This window comes from Arthrobacter sp. UYCu511, from assembly GCF_040547105.1.
Taxonomy (GTDB): Bacteria; Actinomycetota; Actinomycetes; order Actinomycetales; family Micrococcaceae; genus Specibacter; species Specibacter psychrochitiniphilus.
On the sequence record NZ_JBEPPB010000009.1, the window covers coordinates 20,660 to 43,091 of the forward strand.

Annotated in this window: 34 protein-coding genes; 18 read left to right on the forward strand and 16 right to left on the reverse strand. The window is 51.3% G+C overall.

What is annotated here, in order from left to right:
• Window positions 1-5: 5 nt before the first annotated feature.
• Window positions 6-1,703 carry an Eco57I restriction-modification methylase domain-containing protein gene (locus ABIB48_RS12635; RefSeq protein ID WP_354213169.1) on the reverse strand — a complete coding sequence of 566 codons (1,698 nt, stop codon included), beginning with the start codon at window positions 1,701-1,703 and terminating at the stop codon, window positions 6-8.
• A 284-nt stretch (window positions 1,704-1,987) separates the two neighbouring features.
• Between ABIB48_RS12635 and ABIB48_RS12640 the strand changes: the two genes are divergently transcribed.
• The gene (locus ABIB48_RS12640; RefSeq protein ID WP_354213170.1) at window positions 1,988-2,407 is read left to right on the forward strand and encodes a hypothetical protein; all 420 of its coding nucleotides are present in this window, start codon (window positions 1,988-1,990) and stop codon (window positions 2,405-2,407) included.
• A gap of 117 nt (window positions 2,408-2,524) precedes the next feature.
• Here the strand turns inward: ABIB48_RS12640 and ABIB48_RS12645 are convergent, their stop codons facing one another.
• From ABIB48_RS12645 to ABIB48_RS12675, 7 genes are all read right to left on the reverse strand, one after another.
• On the reverse strand, window positions 2,525-2,899 hold the full coding sequence (locus tag ABIB48_RS12645; RefSeq protein ID WP_354213171.1) for a hypothetical protein: 375 nt from the start codon (window positions 2,897-2,899) through the stop codon (window positions 2,525-2,527).
• A 2-nt stretch (window positions 2,900-2,901) separates the two neighbouring features.
• Window positions 2,902-3,435 carry a hypothetical protein gene (locus ABIB48_RS12650; protein ID WP_354213172.1) on the reverse strand — a complete coding sequence of 178 codons (534 nt, stop codon included), beginning with the start codon at window positions 3,433-3,435 and terminating at the stop codon, window positions 2,902-2,904.
• Window positions 3,432-3,803, reverse strand: a complete 372-nt coding sequence (locus ABIB48_RS12655; protein WP_354213173.1) for a hypothetical protein — start codon at window positions 3,801-3,803, stop codon at window positions 3,432-3,434. Before ABIB48_RS12655 ends, ABIB48_RS12650 begins: the two co-directional genes overlap by 4 nt.
• Before the next feature lie 12 nt (window positions 3,804-3,815).
• Entirely contained in the window at window positions 3,816-4,157 is a 342-nt protein-coding gene (locus tag ABIB48_RS12660; RefSeq protein WP_354213174.1) for a transglycosylase SLT domain-containing protein, read from the reverse strand.
• 50 nt (window positions 4,158-4,207) lie between these two features.
• Window positions 4,208-4,414, reverse strand: a complete 207-nt coding sequence (locus ABIB48_RS12665) for a hypothetical protein (RefSeq protein ID WP_354213175.1) — start codon at window positions 4,412-4,414, stop codon at window positions 4,208-4,210.
• 947 nt (window positions 4,415-5,361) lie between these two features.
• The gene (locus ABIB48_RS12670; protein WP_354213176.1) at window positions 5,362-5,505 is read right to left on the reverse strand and encodes a hypothetical protein; all 144 of its coding nucleotides are present in this window, start codon (window positions 5,503-5,505) and stop codon (window positions 5,362-5,364) included.
• A gap of 33 nt (window positions 5,506-5,538) precedes the next feature.
• Window positions 5,539-6,036, reverse strand: coding sequence for a PH domain-containing protein (locus ABIB48_RS12675; RefSeq protein ID WP_354213177.1), 498 nt, complete (start codon window positions 6,034-6,036; stop codon window positions 5,539-5,541).
• Between the two features lie 53 nt (window positions 6,037-6,089).
• Here ABIB48_RS12675 and ABIB48_RS12680 point away from each other — a divergent pair, with 53 nt between their 5' ends.
• The 3 genes from ABIB48_RS12680 to ABIB48_RS12690 all read left to right on the forward strand — a co-directional run bounded on the left by ABIB48_RS12680 (window position 6,090) and on the right by ABIB48_RS12690 (window position 8,189).
• Window positions 6,090-6,449 carry a hypothetical protein gene (locus ABIB48_RS12680; protein ID WP_354213178.1) on the forward strand — a complete coding sequence of 120 codons (360 nt, stop codon included), beginning with the start codon at window positions 6,090-6,092 and terminating at the stop codon, window positions 6,447-6,449.
• 95 nt (window positions 6,450-6,544) lie between these two features.
• A complete protein-coding gene (locus ABIB48_RS12685) occupies window positions 6,545-6,814 on the forward strand; it encodes a hypothetical protein (protein WP_354213179.1) in 270 nt (89 codons plus the stop codon).
• A 1,162-nt stretch (window positions 6,815-7,976) separates the two neighbouring features.
• Window positions 7,977-8,189 carry a hypothetical protein gene (locus ABIB48_RS12690; protein ID WP_354213180.1) on the forward strand — a complete coding sequence of 71 codons (213 nt, stop codon included), beginning with the start codon at window positions 7,977-7,979 and terminating at the stop codon, window positions 8,187-8,189.
• Between the two features lie 58 nt (window positions 8,190-8,247).
• Here ABIB48_RS12690 and ABIB48_RS12695 read toward each other — a convergent pair whose 3' ends face one another.
• From ABIB48_RS12695 to ABIB48_RS12710, 4 genes are all read right to left on the reverse strand, one after another.
• Window positions 8,248-8,433, reverse strand: coding sequence for a hypothetical protein (locus tag ABIB48_RS12695; protein WP_354213182.1), 186 nt, complete (start codon window positions 8,431-8,433; stop codon window positions 8,248-8,250).
• Window positions 8,430-8,624, reverse strand: coding sequence for a hypothetical protein (locus ABIB48_RS12700; protein ID WP_354213183.1), 195 nt, complete (start codon window positions 8,622-8,624; stop codon window positions 8,430-8,432). Before ABIB48_RS12700 ends, ABIB48_RS12695 begins: the two co-directional genes overlap by 4 nt.
• Window positions 8,621-8,869 carry a hypothetical protein gene (locus tag ABIB48_RS12705; RefSeq protein ID WP_354213184.1) on the reverse strand — a complete coding sequence of 83 codons (249 nt, stop codon included), beginning with the start codon at window positions 8,867-8,869 and terminating at the stop codon, window positions 8,621-8,623. The genes ABIB48_RS12700 and ABIB48_RS12705 overlap by 4 nt, the downstream gene beginning before the upstream one ends.
• A 500-nt stretch (window positions 8,870-9,369) precedes the next feature.
• Window positions 9,370-10,083 (reverse strand): replication-relaxation family protein, encoded by a 714-nt coding sequence (locus ABIB48_RS12710; protein ID WP_354213185.1) that lies wholly within the window; start codon window positions 10,081-10,083, stop codon window positions 9,370-9,372.
• 327 nt (window positions 10,084-10,410) lie between these two features.
• Here ABIB48_RS12710 and ABIB48_RS12715 point away from each other — a divergent pair, with 327 nt between their 5' ends.
• From ABIB48_RS12715 to ABIB48_RS12730, 4 genes are all read left to right on the forward strand, one after another.
• The gene (locus tag ABIB48_RS12715) at window positions 10,411-10,746 is read left to right on the forward strand and encodes an HNH endonuclease (protein WP_354213186.1); all 336 of its coding nucleotides are present in this window, start codon (window positions 10,411-10,413) and stop codon (window positions 10,744-10,746) included.
• Between the two features lie 331 nt (window positions 10,747-11,077).
• Window positions 11,078-11,380: a hypothetical protein gene (locus ABIB48_RS12720; RefSeq protein ID WP_354213187.1), complete on the forward strand. Its 303-nt coding sequence runs from the start codon at window positions 11,078-11,080 to the stop codon at window positions 11,378-11,380.
• Between the two features lie 21 nt (window positions 11,381-11,401).
• Window positions 11,402-12,352 carry an ERF family protein gene (locus ABIB48_RS12725; RefSeq protein ID WP_354213188.1) on the forward strand — a complete coding sequence of 317 codons (951 nt, stop codon included), beginning with the start codon at window positions 11,402-11,404 and terminating at the stop codon, window positions 12,350-12,352.
• On the forward strand, window positions 12,353-12,844 hold the full coding sequence (locus tag ABIB48_RS12730) for a hypothetical protein (protein ID WP_354213189.1): 492 nt from the start codon (window positions 12,353-12,355) through the stop codon (window positions 12,842-12,844).
• Between the two features lie 230 nt (window positions 12,845-13,074).
• Here the strand turns inward: ABIB48_RS12730 and ABIB48_RS12735 are convergent, their stop codons facing one another.
• Entirely contained in the window at window positions 13,075-13,422 is a 348-nt protein-coding gene (locus ABIB48_RS12735) for a hypothetical protein (protein WP_354213190.1), read from the reverse strand.
• A 637-nt stretch (window positions 13,423-14,059) separates the two neighbouring features.
• On the opposite strand from ABIB48_RS12735, the gene ABIB48_RS12740 reads away from it, so the two are divergent.
• From ABIB48_RS12740 to ABIB48_RS12785, 10 genes are all read left to right on the forward strand, one after another.
• Window positions 14,060-14,593 carry a WhiB family transcriptional regulator gene (locus ABIB48_RS12740; protein WP_354213191.1) on the forward strand — a complete coding sequence of 178 codons (534 nt, stop codon included), beginning with the start codon at window positions 14,060-14,062 and terminating at the stop codon, window positions 14,591-14,593.
• A 2-nt stretch (window positions 14,594-14,595) separates the two neighbouring features.
• On the forward strand, window positions 14,596-15,399 hold the full coding sequence (locus ABIB48_RS12745; RefSeq protein WP_354213192.1) for an ArdC-like ssDNA-binding domain-containing protein: 804 nt from the start codon (window positions 14,596-14,598) through the stop codon (window positions 15,397-15,399).
• The gene (locus ABIB48_RS12750) at window positions 15,392-15,598 is read left to right on the forward strand and encodes a hypothetical protein (protein ID WP_354213193.1); all 207 of its coding nucleotides are present in this window, start codon (window positions 15,392-15,394) and stop codon (window positions 15,596-15,598) included. The genes ABIB48_RS12745 and ABIB48_RS12750 overlap by 8 nt, the downstream gene beginning before the upstream one ends.
• Before the next feature lie 105 nt (window positions 15,599-15,703).
• Entirely contained in the window at window positions 15,704-16,177 is a 474-nt protein-coding gene (locus ABIB48_RS12755; RefSeq protein WP_354213194.1) for a J domain-containing protein, read from the forward strand.
• A gap of 704 nt (window positions 16,178-16,881) precedes the next feature.
• A complete protein-coding gene (locus ABIB48_RS12760) occupies window positions 16,882-17,256 on the forward strand; it encodes an HAD family hydrolase (RefSeq protein ID WP_354213195.1) in 375 nt (124 codons plus the stop codon).
• Window positions 17,249-17,617 carry a hypothetical protein gene (locus ABIB48_RS12765; protein ID WP_354213197.1) on the forward strand — a complete coding sequence of 123 codons (369 nt, stop codon included), beginning with the start codon at window positions 17,249-17,251 and terminating at the stop codon, window positions 17,615-17,617. The genes ABIB48_RS12760 and ABIB48_RS12765 overlap by 8 nt, the downstream gene beginning before the upstream one ends.
• A gap of 9 nt (window positions 17,618-17,626) precedes the next feature.
• Window positions 17,627-18,157, forward strand: a complete 531-nt coding sequence (locus tag ABIB48_RS12770) for a hypothetical protein (RefSeq protein WP_354213199.1) — start codon at window positions 17,627-17,629, stop codon at window positions 18,155-18,157.
• A 28-nt stretch (window positions 18,158-18,185) separates the two neighbouring features.
• Window positions 18,186-18,836 (forward strand): hypothetical protein, encoded by a 651-nt coding sequence (locus tag ABIB48_RS12775; RefSeq protein ID WP_354213200.1) that lies wholly within the window; start codon window positions 18,186-18,188, stop codon window positions 18,834-18,836.
• Window positions 18,837-19,410: 574 nt separating this feature from the next.
• Window positions 19,411-19,947 carry a putative PDDEXK endonuclease gene (locus ABIB48_RS12780; protein ID WP_354213201.1) on the forward strand — a complete coding sequence of 179 codons (537 nt, stop codon included), beginning with the start codon at window positions 19,411-19,413 and terminating at the stop codon, window positions 19,945-19,947.
• Between the two features lie 69 nt (window positions 19,948-20,016).
• Window positions 20,017-20,511 (forward strand): DUF3846 domain-containing protein, encoded by a 495-nt coding sequence (locus ABIB48_RS12785; RefSeq protein ID WP_354213203.1) that lies wholly within the window; start codon window positions 20,017-20,019, stop codon window positions 20,509-20,511.
• 134 nt (window positions 20,512-20,645) lie between these two features.
• Here the strand turns inward: ABIB48_RS12785 and ABIB48_RS12790 are convergent, their stop codons facing one another.
• The 3 genes from ABIB48_RS12790 to ABIB48_RS12800 all read right to left on the reverse strand — a co-directional run bounded on the left by ABIB48_RS12790 (window position 20,646) and on the right by ABIB48_RS12800 (window position 22,156).
• Window positions 20,646-20,942, reverse strand: a complete 297-nt coding sequence (locus tag ABIB48_RS12790; RefSeq protein WP_354213204.1) for a hypothetical protein — start codon at window positions 20,940-20,942, stop codon at window positions 20,646-20,648.
• 97 nt (window positions 20,943-21,039) lie between these two features.
• A complete protein-coding gene (locus tag ABIB48_RS12795; RefSeq protein WP_354213205.1) occupies window positions 21,040-21,906 on the reverse strand; it encodes a toll/interleukin-1 receptor domain-containing protein in 867 nt (288 codons plus the stop codon).
• A 67-nt stretch (window positions 21,907-21,973) separates the two neighbouring features.
• Window positions 21,974-22,156, reverse strand: coding sequence for a hypothetical protein (locus ABIB48_RS12800; RefSeq protein WP_354213207.1), 183 nt, complete (start codon window positions 22,154-22,156; stop codon window positions 21,974-21,976).
• Window positions 22,157-22,432 lie beyond the last annotated feature (276 nt).

Here is a 22,432-nt window from a genome sequence, read left to right on the forward strand (position 1 = left end):
TCTTGCTAAAGAACCGCTGTTAAGTCACTTTCATTGATGTCATAAATGCGAGCCAACAAGTCATGTCCCAAGGTCTCGCCTGATTCGCCGGCTTCAACCATGACAGCTTGATCATCTTGAGAGATGTCGTTCCATTCTGGCAGTCGGATGCGTTTGAGGTTCTGGGCTTGGAAGCGCAAATAACCTCCGCCGATCTTGACTGAGTAGGCCTTCACAAACAGATGTGCGATTCCCGAGCGTAGAAGTGCCTGCAGAGCCCGCAAGTTCCACTTCGTTGAAGTGATGTAGTAAAGGTTGTGGTGCGGATAGAGGTTGCCCTCGTCGTATCCAATGGCGTCGCCGTTGCCCTTGATGTCGGGGATTAGAAGCTTTGGTTCCCACGTCAGGCTTGGGGTGATGCGGTCAATTGTCTTGAACCACTTGTCCGGGTTCTTCTTGGCAACATAACGCTTCATTAGCTGCTCACGGTGTGGTTCAAACATCGCTGCAAGCTTCGGGTACTCCGCTAGGTCGACAAGTTCAGGCTTGACCGTATCGGCCCAAGGGTTCAGTATCCCCTTGCCTTTCCATTGCAACTGGCCATCTTTCAGGTCCTTATTAGTGGCCAATGGCAATAGCCGGCCCACTTCAACGTCTGTTGTCGCATAGTCGACGACGTAGACCTTGTCTGTTCCGGATGCAACCCCAATGCCAATCCGGCAACCGACGTCAGCAAGCGTCTTGAACTTCCGTTCCATATGATGAATAATCTTCAGCTCATCCCCGATGCCGAGAAGCCAGGGCGACTCTCCCTTAGTGGCCTTATCGATCACACGCACGGCTGGATTTTCTGCCTGTCGTTTCGAGTCAGTCAGGCAAGCCTCTAGCTCAGTCAGGTAATCATTGCCTGCATCCTCAGCTTTTGCGACGACGGTCGGGCCTTGCTTAGCCTTCTCTATAACAGTGATCGAGGTGTACGCACCAACGCTGACTTCGAAGGCATCGACACCATACATATCGACGTAGTACTTCAGGTGGAATCCGGCGTCTACCTTTGAGCGCAGAAGTCGACCGTACTCATTGCGTGTCCAAGCATCTGAGCATATGAAGCTCAGTTGCCCCTTGTCCCCCAGCAAATCCAGAGATCGTTCAATGAAGGGGACGTAGAGATCCGCTCGGCCGACCATCGTCGGGAACTGGAGTCTGTAGGCCGCGAGCAATTCAGGATCAATGAGTTCTTGGCGTACATATGGCGGATTGCCGATGACAAAGTCGAATGGCCCCTCAAGGTCCGTCAACAGGTAGTCGTCGTGTATGAGCCAAGCGGCAACAAGTTCGCTGACTTCAACCGCGTTGAAGCCTTGAGACACAAGCAATCCGCCTAGGGACTCCTTGAACGCAAGATACGTCTCCGTATCGAGCTCTACAGCTCTCAGCGATGGTAGAAGTTGGCGATAGTCCGTGCTGTCTGTCTGTGCTTTCCAGCTCTTGATAAGCCTTGCCACGGCCGTGGTCATGAAGCGCCCACCGCCCGACGCTGGCTCAAGTAGTCGCTTCTCAAAGAGCGGCTTGTCAGCCGTGTATCCGATCAAATCAAGCATGAAGTCGACAACAGGCTGCTTGGTGAAAATCGCGCCGCGCTTCTTCTCCTCGAGTCCATAGCTCTTCTCTGCTGGAGTCACGAGTAGTTCAGCGGGCAGCCCCGGTAACATTGCGATCGTCATAGTCCGTTAAGACTATCCGAGCCCCCCGACACGGCTGGCATAAAGTGCTCATGCGTTGCTGTGACTCATAGCCCAGGTACCGTCGCATCTGTCCTTCAACGGTGGCGTCCCCCAATAGCCGCAGTGGAAGGCGCTCCAAGTTTTAGGTGCCCGTAGTCGTTGTAGCCTTTAAAGCCATATCCCAGTAAACCCGGTCATCTCACGCGAGGTCTGAGCTTCTACGCATGCAGAGAATTTCTCGAGGGTAGGCTAGTGGGACATTCATTCAATTTACTGGGGGAAAAATGGCTGATTCAACGATAGCTGCTGGAGATGCACCTACGAAGCGCACACTGGTCCTAGGTTGGTTCAAACAAGAACAATTTTGGCAAGGCGTAGGTGCGAGTACTATATCGACAGGTGTCGTCGCAATTGCCGTTATGTTGGCGGCGGCAGTTACTGGTTGGACGGATTGGCAGCAGACTTCAGTCACAGTTCTTGCCCTGATATTCATTCTGGCTCTGTCTGGACTCTTCATGGTGCCAAAAGCCAGAATCTGGGCCTCAATCAAGTCTGGATTCACACTTATCAGTTCACTGCTATCGAAGGCCCACGCGAAGACTAAAACAGATGATGGTTCTGTCGAGTTCGCAGTTCCGGTTCTAATCGCACTCGTAGCCGTTTCGGGTGCTCTCTTCGCCTTGCTCAAATCGGTTGGTTGGTAACAGCTTCGCGCCCAGCCTTCAGGATCTTGTCAGTCGCACTGAACACCTGCCTGATCGTCGGGTACGCAGGCGCCTTATCCTTGAATCATGCTCGGAACTTAATTGGAGGAGCCATAGTTATCGCCCTCCCCTGTGCCCGTACATGGGACTTGGATTGGCTGTCTGCCTCGGCGCTGTCGGGCTAATCACCTGGATTGGCTCTGAATTGGCGCTATCGACGGGCCGTATCTGAATCTTGCGAATCGCGGCCAGCTGGTCTTCGGTTAGCTTGTCCGATTCGTCCACAAAGAACGCGACCGGTGCGGCCTTGTACTTGGTCTTGAGCTCGTCGTACATGTTCCGGCTCATTGCCACGTAGTTCTGCCCATGCATCTCTACACGTAGCCCAGCGTCAGCGGCTCGGATGAATTCTTGAAACTGCTTTTGGGTAGCTCCGTGCTTCCGGGAGCCGGTAACGATGTGCTCCATTCCTTCAAAGTGGTCAGTAGCCATAGCTAGAAGTTCCCTCGATTTACATAGCTGTCTTGGGCAGCGCTCCATGAACCGTCGTAGGTGACCTGGACGTAGAGGACGACATCTTTGAGCTGACTGGTGAGTTCACCCTTAGTCTGACGTGCAAGGCGCCATATAGGTTGATCAGGGTTTGCTGAGTAGACGCGCCATCCATTGTTGTCGAGGACAAGCTGCTCGACGATTCCAAAGTCAGACTCTGAAATGCCGGCTGCTGCCATCTCGGCCGCGAACTTATGGGCCTGTGGCTGCACTGTAGGCGATTCTGGAGCTTCTGGGTTTGTAGATGGATTCGTAGTCGTGTCATTAACTGACGACGCTGCAGGAGCTTCTAGGACAGGCTTAGATGGTTCTGCGTACTGAATCGGAGGAAGCGGGTCTTGCTTGACGATTAGGGAGCTTTTCTCTTCAGCTGGTTGTGTTTCTTGGACCATGTATAGGGTTGCTCCTGCGCCGATGCCAAGGATGGTGGCGCTGATTAGAATTAGTTGGGTTGGGAAGCGTTTAGGTAGCTTCATGATTCTTCCTCCTCTCGATTGATGTTCGCTGCACTTAGTGCGGCCCCCTCAGCCTCCAGCTCAGCTGCTACAGAAGAATCCCAGCGTGAAATCTTTCCGAGGATGGTCTGCAGGCCTAAAAGTGTTAACTGGATAATCGCTGCGATGATTGCCAATCGCAGCTGGTCATTAGACGCTAGACAGGCAACTGATACAGCGATCATCAATTGGACCAGGCTGAGCGGGAGCAGGTGCTGTGCGAGCTTCTCGGCACGCTTACGATGCACGTTTGCATGTTCAAGTATTTGGTCGGCTGTTTGGCTTGCACTCATATTCAGTTGTTTTCGTTTATAGGTTGATGTTCGCTTCGGTAGCTCTCGCATAGCCACCGAAGCGTTCTGTTATTGGCACTCCCAGAGGTGACTCAGGCCTTCGCTCCACATCGCTGCCGTTGTATTGGCATTGCTGTAGGCGTCGAAAACGTCAGTGCTGTAGCCGGCTTTCTCAGCTCGTGCAGGGTAATAACCGCTTAGGTGCTGGAAGAGCCCGCTCGGGTGGCCGTTCTCGTAATAGCCGTAATTAATCGCGGATGGATTCATCGTTGATTCACACATAGCGATGCTGAGGAAGTGCTCTTCGTTGAGCCCGTACTTCCTGGCAGCTTCACGAACGATCTGCTCGATGTCAGTTGTTCGGGATTCCCGGACAACTACGGCTTCTTGTATAGGTGCTGCCTGGAGCAAATGCTCTACAGGTTGTTCCGTCTGTGGTGCTGGCTCGTTACTGACGGGAGTTAACGGGCTACTGCTTTTGACGCTACGGCCACAGCTGATTGCTGACTCACCGCGACCTCACTCCGGAGAGTCCAGCCAGTGATGAGACCAGCGATTGCAAACGCCATGATGGCTACGATCAGCCAGGGAACTGCTTCGCGGACCGCAATGGTCTTTGGTTCTTTGATTTCTTGTGTACGTGTTGTTTCTTGAGTTGTTTTACTCATGTTGGTGTTGTCCTTGCCCACTCGCGGGGGCGTTATTTGTTTTTTGGTTCTCTAGGCCTGCTAGGGCCAGTACCGGCAACGTGGGATGCTATTACGCCATTGCCAGTACTGGAGCTAGAAGATTTGGACCTGGCCGGAGGGTGGGAGGAACCGGCCAGGTTTGTACCCAGTTTCCACAGCCCCTACAGCTTTGGATAATGGATTGGCTCATAGAGCCACAGCTGGTAGTAGACGAGGCATCAATAGTCTTTGGGGAAAGGTTGAACGAGTCGACTACCAGGTGGGGATCTGTGAGTGATTGAACGTATGTGGTGGGGCATGAGGAACTGTTCCACGCATAGCGCTTTCCAGCGACAACCGGTCTATCTTGAAGCCTCTATGCCCCGACAGCTACGTTCAATCTTTGTTCTGTGCAAACATGGCCTAGTAGCTGGCGCTTCGATACCCGCTCTTGGTGGAAGCAACGGCGATTCAAGCTTGATTGCTCTACTGTCGCTGCAATGCCTTAGCACCTGCTTCGCTACTAGCTGTTGATCGAGCGTATGGTGCTAGTAGTAAATACCTCTCAGGGCTAGCCTGACTCCCGTCTGATTCGCTCGCGGGTTTTACGCGTCGTCTTCCACATGGATGGTGCGGACGTTCTAGCAGTTGAACTATACGAATCGGTCTTGCCTAATCTCTTTGCCTTACTACCAGCACTACTACGCTCAATCTAGTTATTTTCAATGTACTCATTCAACCGCCACAACCAAGCACCTCGACTGCATTTGATACTTACGTTTCGTATCGTGGTCTGCATTTCACAGACAGGTGCGCTGGTTGCTCAGTTGTAGCGGTTGAATTGTTAATGTTCGTTTGAACTGCATGTATTTAAGCACGACTGCTTTATTTTGTAAAGACACAATATGCATGCTTAGAAGCCTTACCTCTGTTGTTCGTTGCTCAAACTACAACGAACTATCTTCTTCTTGTTGGCGAATAGCGTCGACATACTTGCCAAGGATCTGCACAACAACTCGATCAGACTCATCAAAGAGGCGGTCTACCCGCTCTTGCAGCTCGTGATGGTCGATTGGTGCGTGCTCGTTCATCTGGCTTCAATATGGACTTGCCCAGCGCTTGGGTCAATAGGGCTCTACGGGATAGGGAACTTTTGCCGTAGCTGCATCCGCTCTGCTGGCCAGCTCGTTTCGGAGGGCCTCTACCTTGGGGACCATAGTCATCGTGAGGTTGTTCTGGGTGCCAGCTGTCTGGACCAGTAACGTACCAAAGCCCAGGATCTGCGCGAAGATGCCGCCGCGCTTCACGTTCACGTCCTCGATGTTCCTCCACTCGCAGACGCTCTGGCTGTCATAGAAGAGGGTGTACCAGTTGGTGAATTCAAGCTGGGAGTCAGTGATGGCCATGAACGAGAGCCGATACACGTAGCCTGTAACGACCGTGGCAGCGAGGACCGTGACCAGGACAACCGATAGGACCACGTACAAGGTCAGCGTCAACGCGCTCTGGTAGTAAAAGATTGTCATGAGGCCGGCGATGAGCCCCATCACTGCTCCCCCAATCAACAAGATAACCAGTAGTCCAAACCAGTGCTTGCGTATGACCGTTGGCTGCGTGTTCATGCTGGGATTTACTATGGACCAGAACGGCGAGCAATGCCATATATGATTTTCCCATGTCAGATAATCTAAAAGGTAAAGATGCACTCAACTGGTTCCAAAGAGAAACCAGTGCACAATTCTCGAATAATGTAGCGGCAGGTGTCGTTGGTGGCTTAATTGTTGCCGGCCTTGACTTTGCCTGGAAAATCGCTCAAGAGTTGTTTGGCTCCCTCACGGCGACTACCAACTGGTGGGCGGTAGCGTTTGGCCTTGTTCTGTTTGTTGGCATGGCAGCCGCGCTGGGATATATCACGAAAAAGATGGCAACTTCAAAAAATCTCAAGAACATCGACTTCGTTCTATGGTTTACTATTTGTGCCGTACTAGGAATTGCATCTTTCGTTCTAGTGTCCGTTGGAATCACCAGTAAGTAGAGCCATGCGGCTGCGCTTTGTCCACCGCGCCATGCCCATGCTTGATCGTCGCCCCAAGTACTAGAATGTCAGTACTAGCTGGCAAGGTGATGCTCATGAACAAATTCGATGCAGAAGGCTTTGAGCGCATGATGGCGCGGATGAAAGCTGAATCAGAAGTGCCTGGCGATGGACCAATGACAGAGTTCGCCCCGGCTGAGGCCCCACTTGTACGGGCTGGAGACATCCATGGCCGGGCTGTTGCCTACACTTGGCATCACGGGATGATTGAGTGGACCGACTCACGCAACAAGGTGCACTTTGACTGGTTTCCTGCTGAGCTGATCAAACGGACTGGTAAGAATGACGACAAAGGAGCACTCTAAGTGACTCCCTTTTTTCGCGTAAGAGCGAGGGGGAGTTGGGTACTAAAGCTCTACCTGAGGGGCGGGCCTGTATCGTTCACATCTTTGTAAAGTTGAGTACTAACTCCCCTTGCTATTTAATCGTCAGCGTTCAGTTATCTAACATGCACCCCTGAATTCCAGGTAGAATCATATAACATTCAACAGCTTCAAGATCTAACAAATCGTTGCGATTGAGAACAGTTATAAAGAGTGATCACTGGCGGTGGCTCGGATTTATCGTGACTATCCCCAGGAAAGTACCGAGCGCCCTTATTTCAGAGGACAAGCGCAGAACGTTACTATTGCTTGCCGTACCCGAGGCTCTAGCATGGTCTACCGCCAACCGTCACTCTTTATAACTCTTGCCGAATTGTGAAGGTAGCTATATTGATCTTACTTTACCCATCAGTGCAAAGCGAGCTTATACGATAGCCTAAAACGTTGAGCTGTTTTACTAGGCCATTTTACGTCTGCCTAGAAGCCAACAGTCAGGGACTCCCGAGACTACAAGAAAAACGCCCCCTTGTTAGGAGGCGTTTTAGCATTCACGATCACTTATCATTATAAATGATAAGACACGATAAACCAATACCCCCTATGGGCAATAATTCAGGGGCAAGACTTACATCATTGATCGTGAATGCTTACCACGCTTTACTATAAAGCACGGCGTCGTTAAGTCAATCAGAACAAAAAAAGAACTGTGGACATCTTAATGATTGACGTGGAAAACTTGATGTTTTACACTAAGTTGTAATATGTCCTATGTCAAAGAATGTGCAATCTGCGGTCGACTGTTTGAGACACCGTACCAAAACAAAGAACTCTGCTCCTATGAGTGCCGGCAAGAACGAAACAGAGAAAACGCCAGGCTAGGAGCTCGCGAGCGACGCAAGGTACGTCAAAGAAATACCCCTCCATGTGAAGCTTGTGGATATTTTCTATCCGAAAATCATCACGAAGGGCATGGCAAGACCTATCGCCTCTGCCCCAATCATCATTCAGTTATCACAAGAAGCTTCGGAACATTAGAAGAAGTTTTAGCTGGAAAGTTCGGATACGATTATAGGCTCGACCCGACGGCTGACCAGTTGGCGAGTGAGTCTAGTAAAAAACAAGCACTTGATCCATAATGTGCCGTATGAAGATGGGCGACTTACTAAACAAAACGTACACAGTTGAGATCCTAAACGTGCCCTACTACGGCCCTACGCTGGCTGAGCGCAGCAAGAACATGAAGATGGACCAAGGCTTCAAGCGCAGCCAAGTGTATCTAAAGCGCATGGAGGACAAGAGAGCGGAAACTGAGGGCGTAATTCCTGCTGCTGAACCAGACGCCGTAGACAAGGCCTAAGTGCCTCCAGGATATGCAAAAGCCCCGCACAATGTCGGGGCTTTTCTGTTGGTGATGTTCAGCTTGCCATGATGAGCAGGATAACCGCGCCTATGGCCAGCGCTATGGCCGTTGGTTCATCAAGATGGATTGTGTACCGTCTTCGGTACTTGCGGCCCACACGGCGGCTCTGAGCGCGCTGCTTCTCCGTATTTAGAGGCTCAAGGTCGAGTATCTCGCCCGTCTGCCTATTGGTGTACTTCACGCGGCCGCCTGCTCGGGATACGGTTCACCGAATAGCTCGCCTTCAATCCCGAATCGTTCGCACGTGAGGAGCTGCTCTTCGTCCTTGATGAGGCTCTCGCTCATATCGTCGTGGAGCTCATAGAGCTCAACAGCGGCGCATGTCCAGACACACACCGCCGCTTCTTTTGATATTTCAATCATGGCAATCATGAGAGCATCACCGTTACTACGCGTCCATCTGCCGTATAGAGCTCATCTGTAGAGTCGTCCCAGTCAGACCAATCCGTGTAGTAGAAGTCATCTGATTCATCAGATGCCAGCTCGGCCCACTCCTCATCCGTAAAGTCGATTCTCAGACATGCATCCGAACAGTAGTATTCATAATCAGCCAGGTAGCCCTCGCGCATCCCCCGGCCACACTTGCCGCATTTGCGGGCGAATAGTCCTTGAATCATGACTACGCCTCACCCTTCACGCCGTCGTAGTGGAGGCCCGTATCGTTACGCGCGTTCCAGTAGGCTTCAAAGGCATCCTGTAGCTGTTTAGCAGTTGCCCGTGTTTCATCTCTTACTAGGTCGTCATAGTCGTTGTATGTAATCATGCCGCCTACGACCAGGCCCTCGTCCGAGTGTTGATACTCAGAGAGGTCATTGTCAAAAAGAAAGATGTCGTACTGTTCGCTATACACGTACATTAGAGCGTCTCCGCTGTTACTGATTGACCTGATAGGCGGCTCAGTTTGGTGGTATCACCACCCGCTATAGTTGCGATGCCATCGCTCTCATTAACCATTATTAGAGTGCCGCCAATTAGTTCGGCGATTGCCTCAGCGTCTGCTCCGTTCAAGTGAATTTTATTCATTCTTCTTTTCCCCATTTATTTAGTACTCTTTAAGTTTACTAAATAAACAACATTGTGTAAATACACAATCAGTCCAAAACGTTGTGAAATAGTCTTAACTAACAGAGGCCATGAAATCGCTTGCAAGCTCAACTCTGAGCATGTCCTGGTACTGCTCAGCTTCGCGCCGTATCACGCCTTGTATGTTGCGCAGACGCCTCTCATCGGGTACTAAAAAGAGCACGGCCGGCACGGTCTCTATATCCCGCTTGGTTGCAAACTCAAGGGCGTGAGCATAGCGGCCAACCATTGCGCTGATAACAGATAGCGATTCAAATCCACGGTCTACCTCAATCCACAGGCTTTGACTCTCGCCCAGGCCAACGAGTTCATACTCCACGAACAGGTCGGGCTTGAGCTTCGCACCTGCTATATCCATATGGGCATCGGGCTCGGTCAGGTAGTTGATGAGCTTGATAGCCCCGGCCTCTTCAGCCTTGGTGAACTGGACGAAAGCATCGACTATCTCTAGTGAGTGATGTTTGACCGTCCTATGCGCGGGCGTATATTTTCCACGTTTACCAAGGAAGTCATGACCGGCCAATCCCAACTGATAGACGTATTGACCAGAGCCGCCACCGTTGCCACCCACGAGACGTCGTTCGATCCTGGATAGGTACTTCAATCCAACGAGACGTTTGAGTACACGATCCATTGAATTCTTATTGGTGTTGTCGAAATGAATATCCCAAATATGCCCAGAACTAAGCTGTCCGAACTGGTCGGTTGATTTTATAATTTCAGCGTCACGGGTTGTTAGTCTTGCCATTTACATGTATCCGTTCATACTAACGATATGAAGTACAAAATAGATTGCCAGCAGTGTCGAAAGAGTTTCAATGTTTATAAAAACGAACGAGACAGCCGAAAGTTCTGTAGCCTTACATGCCGAAATAGCTCGTATATTGGAGGGAGATGCGATAGACCAGTAATTTATAGAGACGGCCAAGTCGTCATCACAACGGCACGGGGTGATGAGATTATTATTTCTCGACAAGACGAAGACCTCGCAAGATACTCTTGGGTGGCCGATTCGAGTGGGAGACACGGAGCACCACACGCAAGAGTTGAAGGAAGAAAGCAGAGTATCCATCGCATGATATACGAAAGAACCCTTGGTGGGCGCATTCCTCGTGGAGTCTATATCGACCATGTAAATAGAAACCAGCTTGATAATCGACGCAACAACCTCCGTCGTGCAAGCCCACAGCAAAATACTGTGAACAGAAAAGGGGGCCGTCGGGCTACTTCTCCATACAAGGGTGTGTACAGACTCGACGGGCAACACAAATGGATTGCTTCGCTCGATTTTGCAGGCACACGCATTTGGCTTGGAACTCACGAAGATGAACGATATGCAGCATATATCTACGATCAGTTTGCCTTGGCGATTCATGGAGAATTTGCTTGTTTCAACGTCCTTAGTGAGTGATGATATTCCGGTCATACGCATGTGGTCAGTATACAACGAAGCAGTCTAGCGCCCATTGCCGCATGTTCTAGGGCTATTTGAGCGTTCTAGCGTGGGTCGATACCTTGCTCGCCCCCATAGCGAGACCTACACCGAAATAATTGCAGACTTTTCCACAGTATTTGATGTATTTATTACACTGATTGTGTCTTTACAAAATAGAGCTAATGCCTCATAGTGCTTTGCAGGACGAACGCACGACATACATCACGATTGGTCGCTTGCAACTAGCCTACGCAATCACGAACTCAGAAAAGGAGACTGAACTTATTACACGAAAGGATAACAAACCATGGCAAAAAGCCCATACCCAACCTACAAACAGTCGTTTGGGACGCTCAAAGGCCAATACAACGAACGATTCGATCCTCGGCTCATAGCAGCCATCAAGAAGTACCAGGCATGGCATAAGGAAGAGTTTGGTTTTGAACCCTCTCGATCCGATATCTTCAGCACTGCAGTACTTCAACACAACGACAGAATAAGAGACTACTACAACGAGATAGTCAGAAAGGAGAAGCTAAATGGCAGAAAGTACCTCGACGGAATCAAGCAAGATCACCCAGTGTTCAGTGAAGACTTCAGCAAATTCTAGCTGTGCTGCGGGCAACTTGCGATGGCTATAGGTGTTGAAACGACTCCAGCGGCAGCTGCCCCAGAGATCCCAATCGAGATCGCTAAAGCAGTTATCTCTATACAGAAGGGTTTGAAGCCACTTGTACGATCATCAAATAACGACGAATACGGTAGTAAATACACGCCGCTTCATGAGGTAATGACTCAGGCACTTGCACTGCTCAACAAGCACAAGATCGGCGTTCTGCAGCCACCGACTGTAATCGACGGGCAGGCCGGCCTACTGACAATATTGGTTCATGAATCGGGTGTCTCATATCAGTCAGCGACAAAGCTGGCTCTGACGAAGATTGATCCCCAATCGCATGGCTCGGCCATTACCTACCTTCGTCGATACGCCCTCATGGCCATGCTTGGACTCACATCTGAAGAAGATGATGACGATGGCAATAAGGCCAGCGGAGTGCAGCTCAAGCCAACAGAGGAGCAACTCGATCAGATCAAGTCCCTTTGTCTGGCTATGAAGTACTTACCGAAGCAGATTGCATCAGAAGTATGGAAGATAAAGACTCGGGACCACGCAACCCTCACAATCGCGAACCTAACCAAGATGGTTTCCCAACGAGTGCGTGATATCGAGGCCAGTGATCGTGCTCTTGAGATCGAAGGCGGCGTTCCCCATGATGAGGGCATCCATATTGATGTGTCAGTCGACGAGCCAGCTGTATCAATTGAAAGCAGACTCAAAGCACTTGGCATGACAGAGAAGAGGGTGATCAACAAGTTCGTCCATACCTTCACAGACAAGCCGTTCCTCAAAAATTGCAACGCTGATGACTTGGCCACTCTGGACAAACTTGTGGCGCGGCTAGAGGCTGGCGAGACAACTCTCCCTGACGATTGGCTCAATGTAATGGACCAAACCATTGATAAGGCCACTGAGGGAGAAGAACAACAAACTAAGGAGGCTCAAGCCTCGGAGAACAACTAGATGGCACACGGTAAAAACATCACTAGGCAGCAATTCCACAAGATCGCACGCGACCTCAAAGACAACTTTGGGAGCGTCCAACAAATTGCTGACAAGAACCACATCAGCCCTGAATCAGTACGAGCAATTCGTCGTGCAAAGACTTGGCCTAACTTCAACGCAATCAAGGAAGCTAAGCGCACCAGAGACGGTCAGAAACGCGCTGATGAGCAGCTTGCACAGCGACTTGCACAGCGAGAGGCTAAATACCCCGAAGATCAACTGCAGCAGAAGCTAGACATGGTCCCTAACCGTCCGATCACTCCTGAATACGTGCAGCAATTGCTTGACGGACAACAGGAAGCCCGATTGGCTAATGAGAACATCCTTAGTCGTTTGGACAACCTGGACGGACGAGTGTCGTTCATGATTGGCGGGATCAAAAAGCTAACAGATCTGTTGACTTCTATCCGCAACTTCAAAGCTCGCCGCGGCTTCTGGAAACGAGGCTAAGACGTGGCCGGGACAGCCGAAGGCGGAAGAAAGGCCGCCGCGCAGAACCTTGCTAATGATCCTGACTTCTATCGCAAGATCGGCTCTATCGGTGGCCGCAATGGCTCAGGCGGTGGATTTGGCTCTCCATTCAAAGGACGAGATGGACTGACTGGCAAACAACGTGCCAGAAGGGTCGGAAAAATTGGTGGTCGAATTAGCCGCCGTAGGCCCGCCATCAAAGCCGAAGCCTAACGGTCCCCCGGACCAGAACAGTTTCGGCAGACGAAGATCAGCGATTCAATCCTGTCATCCTGTCGAAGCTGATGAATGAAGAGTTCCTCTAAGCACCGACGCTGACACGACCCGCAGTAGTACCTTGATAACCCACCAGCCTCCATGGCAGCAACAACGCGGTCACGGAGCATGTCGGAACGACGAATAGCCTGGCGCGACGGTCGTCTGCCCAAATTCTGGTTGATCACTTCCTGAATACGGCGGACTGATCGTTCGCTGCCAAGTTCTTCTTTGATCATCCATGCTGGCTTCTTAGGCACCTGGGAAGCTAGCTCAATGATCATCGCGTCTTCTTCGTACATGCAGCTACTTAAGCAAATTTTGGCAACCGCGTAAATGGCGCACGACCTCCAACGTAGATTGTGGGACGCTTCCACCCCTGTTAGCAGTGTCTATATAGCTAGGCAACAACTGGTGTTGGATGTCAAGAACAGGGGTAGCCCTCTAGCAATCTGCTGGGAATGTGTTGCAGTACCTTTACAACGGCGCAAATCATGACACGGCATGTTCGCATTGAATCCGCGAGTTATCCACACCCATTTTCGTGACGTCACGAAAATGGTCATAATGATACTTTCTGTCGGCGCCGGCAAAAAGTCTGATCGTTACTCACTCCCCCATCGTTGAACTAACCATATTTATAGAGCGTTCCCGCTCGGTTAGCGCTTTACAAGCGATTGGGGAGTGGATAAGGACCACATCAAATTTAAGAGGAGACACATGAATGCAAGTAGTTCGAGCCATATTGGCCTTCCCACTCCGCATCCTAGGTCAAGGCATCTTCATGTCGGGCATCTATGTCCTGGCAGTTGCCAGTCGCATTGCAGGCGTTGACTATGTCATGAGCCTGTACATCGCCATCGCGCAGATCGCACACCTCGAAGGTGGCGAGCCCAGTTTATCTAAATCAACCGATAGGACCCACCAGAAGGAGGTGATATGAGTGAAGTTCCAAATCTAGAAGGAGCCGCATGTGCTGAGCTGGCTCCAGGCATCGCGGAGAAGTACTTTGACATCAACCCGCAGCGACAGAAGTTCGAAGCTCAGACTGCTCGAGCCATCTGTGGAGGGTGCGCCATTCGAGCAGTTTGCCTAGAGCAGGCACTCAACAAACCACGGACGCAGATTACAGGTATCACAGCGGGCCTTGCACCTTCACAGATTAGGGCACTGAAGCTCTGGCATCAGTATGACCTCGGAGAGTTAGCAGAAGAGCCACCCTATCGTCGTCCTGACGTTGAGTACCCTTCAATGTCCGAAGCCGATACGACAGTTGTCGAATACCACCGGACGGCAACACTGACCTTCGAGGAGCGCGTCAGAGGCGTCTTTCTGGATCTACGTGAGGGTAAGTACAACGCAATTGGTGGAATCTCCACGGCAATTGCAGATATTGCCTTGATACGCACGGACATGGATGCAGACGCGGTCGCTGCAGCAAAGTACCCCCGGCCTGTCAGTAGGGCGTACTAATCATGGAGCGCCATAGCGGACGATCCAAAGAAGTAGAGCCAGTAAAGCTTGAATGGCAGCACCTACTTGAAGAAGCTCTGACTATGCCAGGCGGAATGTCAGACACCTACTCTCGTTTCTACAATTACAGCTTGCTCAACCAAGTGCTGTTGTTCCAGCAGGGCGTTCTGGAGCCCGTTAATACCTACCAGCGGTGGCAAGACATGGGCCGGCAAGTCCAGAAAGGCAGCAAGGCCAAGGGCATTCTGCGGCCGATGCTCCGCAAGGAAACTGACGACCAGGGTGTCGAGGAACAAAAGGTGCGCGGCTTCAAGATGATCAACTGCCTGTTTACCGTCTCAGACACTGAAGGTGATCCTCTCCCTGAATACGAGCCAAAGCTCTGGAGCCCGGAACGTGCAATGGCTACGCTGGCGATTCGCGAAGTCGCCTTCGATAGCTTGAACGGCAACACCCAAGGATTCTCGCGGGGTCAAGAGTTAGCCATCAATCCGGTAGCCAAATACCCCATGAAGACACTTGCCCATGAACTAGGGCACATAGTCATCGGCCATACATCAGAGGGGCAGCACGACGACTATCTGCAGCATCGAGGACTGAAGGAGTTCCAAGCTGAAGGAACCGCGTATCTGGTCATGAATGAGATCGAAGCACACGACCAATTCGATGCAGCTGAAAGTCGCGCCTACGTACAACACTGGTTGCGCGGTGAACAGCCGGACGACCAATCCATCCGTCAGGTATTCACTGCAACCGACAAAATAATCAAAGCCGGGCGACAGCCCGAGGAGGTGACGAATGAGTAATAGACGCAAGGACCGCCCGGTTCCAGCTGGGTTCACAAGATACAACGGCCAATACGACAAGGCCTTCTACACGATCATCACTTTCAATGGCGTGACGTACGAAGGCGTATGGCCGAATGCAGGCTTGTTTGGAATCAGTAGAGGCCTCTACCTAAATGGCAGCCAAGTCTTTGCCGTCAAGAAAGAGGTTCAGTCATGATGACTGCGTATCCACTCCAATGGCCTACCGCATGGATTCGATCCGAGAAGCCGCAGCGATCGCAATTCAAGACGCCGCTCGCTGCAGCCAGAGAAGAGTTGAAGGTTGAGCTCCGGTTACTGGGAGCAGCCAACGTTGTCATATCTACAAAATATGGTCGTCAATGTCGACGGCACTTACAGGGGAAAACAGGCAACTCCTGAAGACAAAGGTGTGGCTGTCTACTTCACTCTCAATGGCGAAGATCAATGCTTCCCCTGCGACCGATGGAACGGCGTGGCCGACAATCTCCATGCAATTGCACTATCGATCGGGGCCCTACGTGGTCTTGACCGCTGGGGAGCCAAAGAGATGGTGAATGCCGCCTTCCGAGGATTCAAAGCTCTGCCAGCAGCCACAATCGTCACTCCCTACCAGGCACGACTCTGGTACGAAGTTCTCGAAGTCGCACCTACTGCCAGTCCGGAAGTCATCAAAGCGGCCTACCGACAACAGCTTCTGAAGCACCACCCAGATCAAGGAGGTGAGCGGCAGGCTTTTGAAGAAGTCCAAAAGGCGTTTAGGGAGTCTAAATCATGACCTGGCGGCAACGTCTCCTCCACCGTTTTGAGGCTTGCCCCCGGCAACGAGCTGGTCATGGTTGTGACGGTCGCCCAGGAAGATGCGGTTGGTGATGAAGCCCTATACAACCGTCAATTCTCGGGTGATCAATAGCCCAAACATGTTCAACCCCCGAACCGTGCGCCCAAGTGTCTCAATGACACGGGCAATGCGCTTCAAGCTGCTGTTCAAGCGCTCCCAGGTATCAATCGATGTCGATGGCAGGTTGACGACCATGACGACGTACAAGCGCCTGAACGGCATCGTATACGTATTAAAAGTAATCAGGAATAAGAAGTAATGATCGACCAAGAACTATTCGCACTGTGCAAGGAAGTGTTTGAGCGAACACGGTGGCAGCCTAGTTTCCCCCAGTGGAGTTACACCGACCTTTTCAGTAACGGAGAGTTCAAGAGGATGCAAGGCCGGAATGGGACCAGTATCCCTGAATATACCTCTGACTACCTACTCGAGAAGCTGATCCGTAAGTACCATGAGTCCTACAATGGCGACAGTGTCTATATATCGATAGAGAGTGGCGGCAATATCCAAGCAGTTGCGAATGTTGGCGGCGCAGATGAAAGAGGTTCCTTCTTTACACACGTAGTAGTGTCTGCTGACAACCCACTAAAGGCTCTCCTAAAACTAGGGGTCGCGTTAGACGATGCCGGGGAGCTAACCAAATGATCGTCGGCTTCGACTACTGGCAGGTCATCAGCCACTACCCCACCTACTTCCGCGAACTGGCGATGATGCACCTGGAGAACGGTGATGAAGTTGTAGTCATTTCCGCAGTCGGTCACAGGCGAGTCGGCACGATCGCAACAGCTCTAACGGTTCTGGGGTTCCCGAATTCAGTCAGAGTGCACGAGGTGGTGTTTGATTCGCCAGCTCAATCCCCCGAACTAAAGCTCGCTAAGTGCAAAGAGTTGGGCGTTCAGGTCTTCTACGATGACCGCGATGATGTTTGCCGGCTACTCAACCGAAACGACATCCTAGCGATGCGTGTGACGCGTAAGGATGGCTCGACATACGACCTGGGAGCTGAACGTGGATAACTACGTAGTCAGCTTCGAACAAGCCAAACAGCTGAAGGCGGCAGGCTTCCCTCAGGACACCGTTTACAAGTATTACCAAGTCATCGTGACTGGTGAGGTGAAGCTGATAGCTGGGGACTATGAGGATCTGACAGTTGGGGGAAAGCACACGCGCGTGTTTGCCGCGCCGATTGTCGATGAAGTGCTGAACCAGCTTCCAAAGACGGTCAATGGCGTTGGCATATGCCTGTGGAAGTTTGGAGACAAGTACCGAGCCGAATTTGAACCGGACTATGAATTCGGTTGGACTCCAGTAGAAGCTTTTACCAAGCTGTGGCTCTGGTGTCAGCGGCATAGCCAGGTTGAACGCACCACTGGCTAGGATGATTGAATGTCCAACATATGCACCGTGGGAGCCCTGGCTTGCACTGACTTCACCAGTTTGATCATCAGCGGCATCACCACGTTGGCCTTCCTGGCAACGGTCTATCAACTCTTCACGGAGCGCCGCCGCCACAAGAATGCAGAACGCGCTGCCCAGGCGAAAGATGTAACGGCCTGGTTCGACGATTACTCAGGCAATGCCAAGATTAGAAATAGCTCTGGCGCGGTCGTCTACGACATATACGCGGTCATGGTGGACGGCAGACATGAGTCCGAGGGGAAACCTCCGGCTTTCCCCGAGGCTGGTCAGATCCTTCGCCTCGTCCCACCAGAGTCAACTCTTGAAGTGCCCGCGCCAGCAGGCTGGGCAGGCGCCGGCTTCCAGCCGTCGTATGAGATCTGCTTCCGCGATGCACAGGGCGTGACGTGGCTGCGCAATAATCGAGGCATTCTGACTGAATCAAAGAAGGATGTTTTTGACCGCTACGACCTTATGCGACCCGTGAGCTACTTCAGTTGGCCCATCCAGATCATGTAGCGAACGTATCAGTTGGTAGGGTCATCACATGGCAGGGGAAATCACACAACAGGCAATCCTTTTGGCGCTCGGCGGAGCTGGCATCGGTGCCAGTGGCGCAGTTGGAGCGCAGATAGTTGCTGCCATCTTTACTGGCAAGCGGGAGAAGAAGCAGGCCGAAGATACCGAAGAGCGCTGGAAACGCGAAGCCGAGGCCAAACGCCGGGATCGTAGTCTGGACCATAAAACAGCCCTTTTCGTGAAGTTCTTCGCGACAATGGAGGACGTTCATAGATTCGAGTCACCTAGTGCAGTATTGGATCACGACACCATCCGCACCAGATTCGCAGAAATGCGACCAGTAATCGAAGCAGTTGAGGAGATTGGTCTCATTGCTCCCGAGATATACCGCTATGTGCAGAAGACCTCGAAGCTAATGACAGATTACATCTTTACTAAGTTGGGTTGGGGGCATCCTCAAAAGAATTCTCCGAGCCACCTGCTTGCAATCAAACAGGAACATGCGCTGGTGGGTGGGTGGATTCATCTAACACGAGCGGCTGTCAGATCATATATCGCACATGAACAGGTTATTTGGCCGGAGCAGGCGATTGCGGAGTTGAACGAAAAGATAAGACTCATGAAACTTGCACCATATGCATCCGCGAACGTTGATATGGATGAAGGATTGACAATATAACGCCAAAGCCTCAAACTCTTTGGCAGGAGGAAGCATATTAGTAAGCTCGATTCCCTACACCTTTCCTTTGAAAAGCTTGAGTCCGAGATGGAACTCGAGCAACGCCGGACCTCTAACAGGAACCGCCAAAGGAACGAGTACAAGAAACTGAAACATGAAATCGACAGCCTGTGCGTTGTCGTCGCGACGGCCAAACCGTAGCGCAAGAGGTGTTGCCCGTTAATTCAAAGACCGTGTGGAGCCGAGGTGCCAGCCCCTCCACGGCAACAAACACTCGCATTGAAAATCTGATCGAGGCAGACCAGTTGAACGCATCATGAAAAATCACATAAGACCCTAAAAGGACTTGCGTACGTTTTTTACAGTTACCTGATGCGCTCAACCGGGTAGACGAGTTTTTCTCCATTTTCCTCGTCTACTCAGACTGTGAAGTACTGCACTGGGATAGACCCTCATCTCAGTGCAGTGCCTTGTTCCCCCGATAAGGTGTTCAACCTTTGGTGAAATGGGGGCTCATTACCTTACCGGTGGAACAAGGCATTCTGGACGCAATTTAAACACCTAAGGAGGTGATGTGAGTGAATCAAGCGAAAAGGGCAAGAGCCTAGAGAACCAAGTGGCCAAGCTCCTGAAGAAGAAGTTGGGTGCCCGCGTAAGTCGGGACAAGCGAAGTGGTGCAGGTAGCCACCAGAAGATGGACATATCCGACTACTTCCAAGACACCCCCTTAGATATAGAAGTGAAGAACCACAAGACCATCAAGATCAAAGAGTGGTGGCGGCAAGCAGTTAGTGGCGCCAGCTTTAGCCGAATCCCAACAGTGGTGTTTCAGGCTGACGACGAAGTCCTGGCAACTATTCGCTTCAGCGACCTCGTAGACCTTATTGCAGAGACTCAGCAACACAAGGTGGAGATCAAGAAGCTACGCGCTCCCATCGTCAAGATTGCCACCGGTGAAGTAGTGGACCAGGACCACATCAAGCCCAGCGAAAGCCGTTCATCCTGGAAAGAGTGCCGTGCAGGCAACATCGTAAGTCCTGGCGAGAAGAAGTGCCTAGTAAAGGACTGTCCGTACTGCTCCAACAAGAAGCCCAAGAAGGAGAAGAAGTAACCCTGATCGCGGGGCTTCCTCCGCAGCTATGAGGCTGTGGAGACAATCCCACGATTGGAAGTGATTGCGATGCCCAGAGGAATCTTGATCCCGGCGGATCAAACAAAGCCCCTTGAAGTACTCGAGTTGAACGGCCTGAAGGACATGCAGAGCGCAGTTGGTGGACTGATCGAAGCGATCGACATCGAGCGGCCAGATGCCACCATCTTTGTCAACGAAGATGGAAAGTTGATCGGCCTTGACCAGAACGCCAGGGCAACTCTGGTTTTGTGGATTCACAACAGCCGCTTCCGTGGCAACGACATCTTGGTTGGCGATGTCATCATTGTTGGACAGCCTGACGATGAAGGCGATAGCCAAGATGTGCCGGCCGAGTTGGTTGATCTACTCCTCAATACCCCGTGCTACGCCGTTCAGGTCACCACCCTCAACGACATGCATACTTGGAGTGGAAACCAGATGCGCTACAGCGACTGGACGGATGCATACAAGGCCGCTGCTTCACTCGCTGAACGGTGGGCGTTGGTTGACCAGGCCAGAGTCATTTCAGCCATTGCCGCGTGAAAGCCAGTTCCAACCGTGGAAGAGCCGTTACCCAAGTGGTGACGGCTTATTCCTTGCCCCAAATTAAAACAGTCCCTACCTTCCAGAGCTGAGCTCGAATGGAAGATAGGGACTTTGATGCTGTGAAGCTCCAGTTAAGGAGCTTTGGGGGTGAACCCATTTCTGCGACCCCTGATGGAATCTGCATTGGCCAAGACTTCGGCCGTCACGACCTTGTCGAAATCCGACTTGTTTACAATGAACTCCTCGGACGTGCCGTCTGCATGACGCAGTTCAACCTCGACGACGTTGGTCAGCCGCTTGAGGCCCGTCAGCTCTTCAGCCGCGGCATCAAACAGTTTGCCTTCGCTCCGGACCACGACAGTGATCACCTTGTCATCTGCGAGGACTTCCCCGCTGATGTCTGAAGTGCGGATTGATTTATATCCCACTTCAATCACCTGCTTTCATGTACATAGCAATCGCCTATTGCGATCCCTAGCTGCGCATGATTATTGGGCGCGACATCAATAAAGTCAACATGGTTTTCTAGCTAGATTCCTCTTTCATCTGTTGCGCCAGACCCAATTCTGACCCATCTAAAACATCAAACGATACCGACATCTCAGGGCGGACAGATCGGAGCCTCGACGTAATGTCAAAGGCTAGGGTTCCGGTAATCTCTTTCTCCGTCTTAATTGTCAGCCCATTTTCAATGTTAAACGAGTAGAGAATGTATCCAAAATCATCCCCGATCATCTCTGAAACGACACCAGTGTAGACCTGACGCTCTTTTTCATCGAACATGTTAGGTGTTCGACTCTTCCTAACTACGGTCAATGGCAATTGCTTGGATATGCCACGTACCGTATCAAGAATCTCTTCAACCATTGCTCGTTCTGTACGTGGCGGTGGCGCTTTGTCAGGTACTTCACTAGCTGCCGCCTCAATGTCGTCTGATAATTCCTTCCACCACATTTCGGTGACCTGATCAACAGCAGAGTGCTCGCGCTTGTGCTCCATCACCTGATTGAGCGAATAGGCTATTTTTTTAAAACCGTCTTTGTTGAGCATGACCATGTTCAAAGATGCTGCAGGTTGACCGACTTGTTGAGTACTATCAAATCCGATCAAGAGAGGGATCACCCGGGTATCTCCGTCAGTCACCTCTTTAGAGAGTGCGCCCATTTCGAAATTTATCCATTTGGCGTCTTGGTTCTCAGGTGTCATACAGATGATGCCTACAGTGGTGTCGGCGAGCTCCTTCTTGATGCGCTCGGACCAGTTCGTACCGGCCATAATGTCCTCATCGCTCATGAAGACTTCCGACCCCTGGAACACTTGCCCAACCCACTGCTTGACCTGAGTAGCGACTGCTTTACTCCGCTCCCCCGACCAGCTAATAAAAACCTTCAAAACGTCCCCCTTGTTCGCATTGGCTACTCAGGCAAGCGTACCAACGAGCACAGACAAAGCCGGCCGTTCAAGAGCCCGTCTCGTCACGAACTGAATCATGCCGCTCAGCAGACGCCTGGACGTCCTGCATGAGCCCCTCGTAGGTGAGCTGGTCATCAGGACTCATTGAGTCTCCACCATGCTCTGCGGCGAACTGAGCGGCGTGGAGCGCCATTGCAGCCCACGCCTTGTGCTCAGCTCTTTCGCTCATGTATTTACGATAGCGGGCTACCCAGGTAAATGCGACGGGTAAGAAAGCCCTTCTAACCCAAGCCCAGAATTGATATAATAGTCACTAATGAACGAAGCCGTTTTTCTCCAATATATCAAGAAGTCAACCCAAGCCAGCGGCGTTTCTTTGAAGGTACAGGATAAAGCTGCACTTCAACTTCTCTCAAATATGATCGTCTAGCAGTCAGGGCAATTGCCCATGTTCCTAGCTCATTCCTAGGATATTTTCCTGATATCCATCAATGTCTTGGCATTT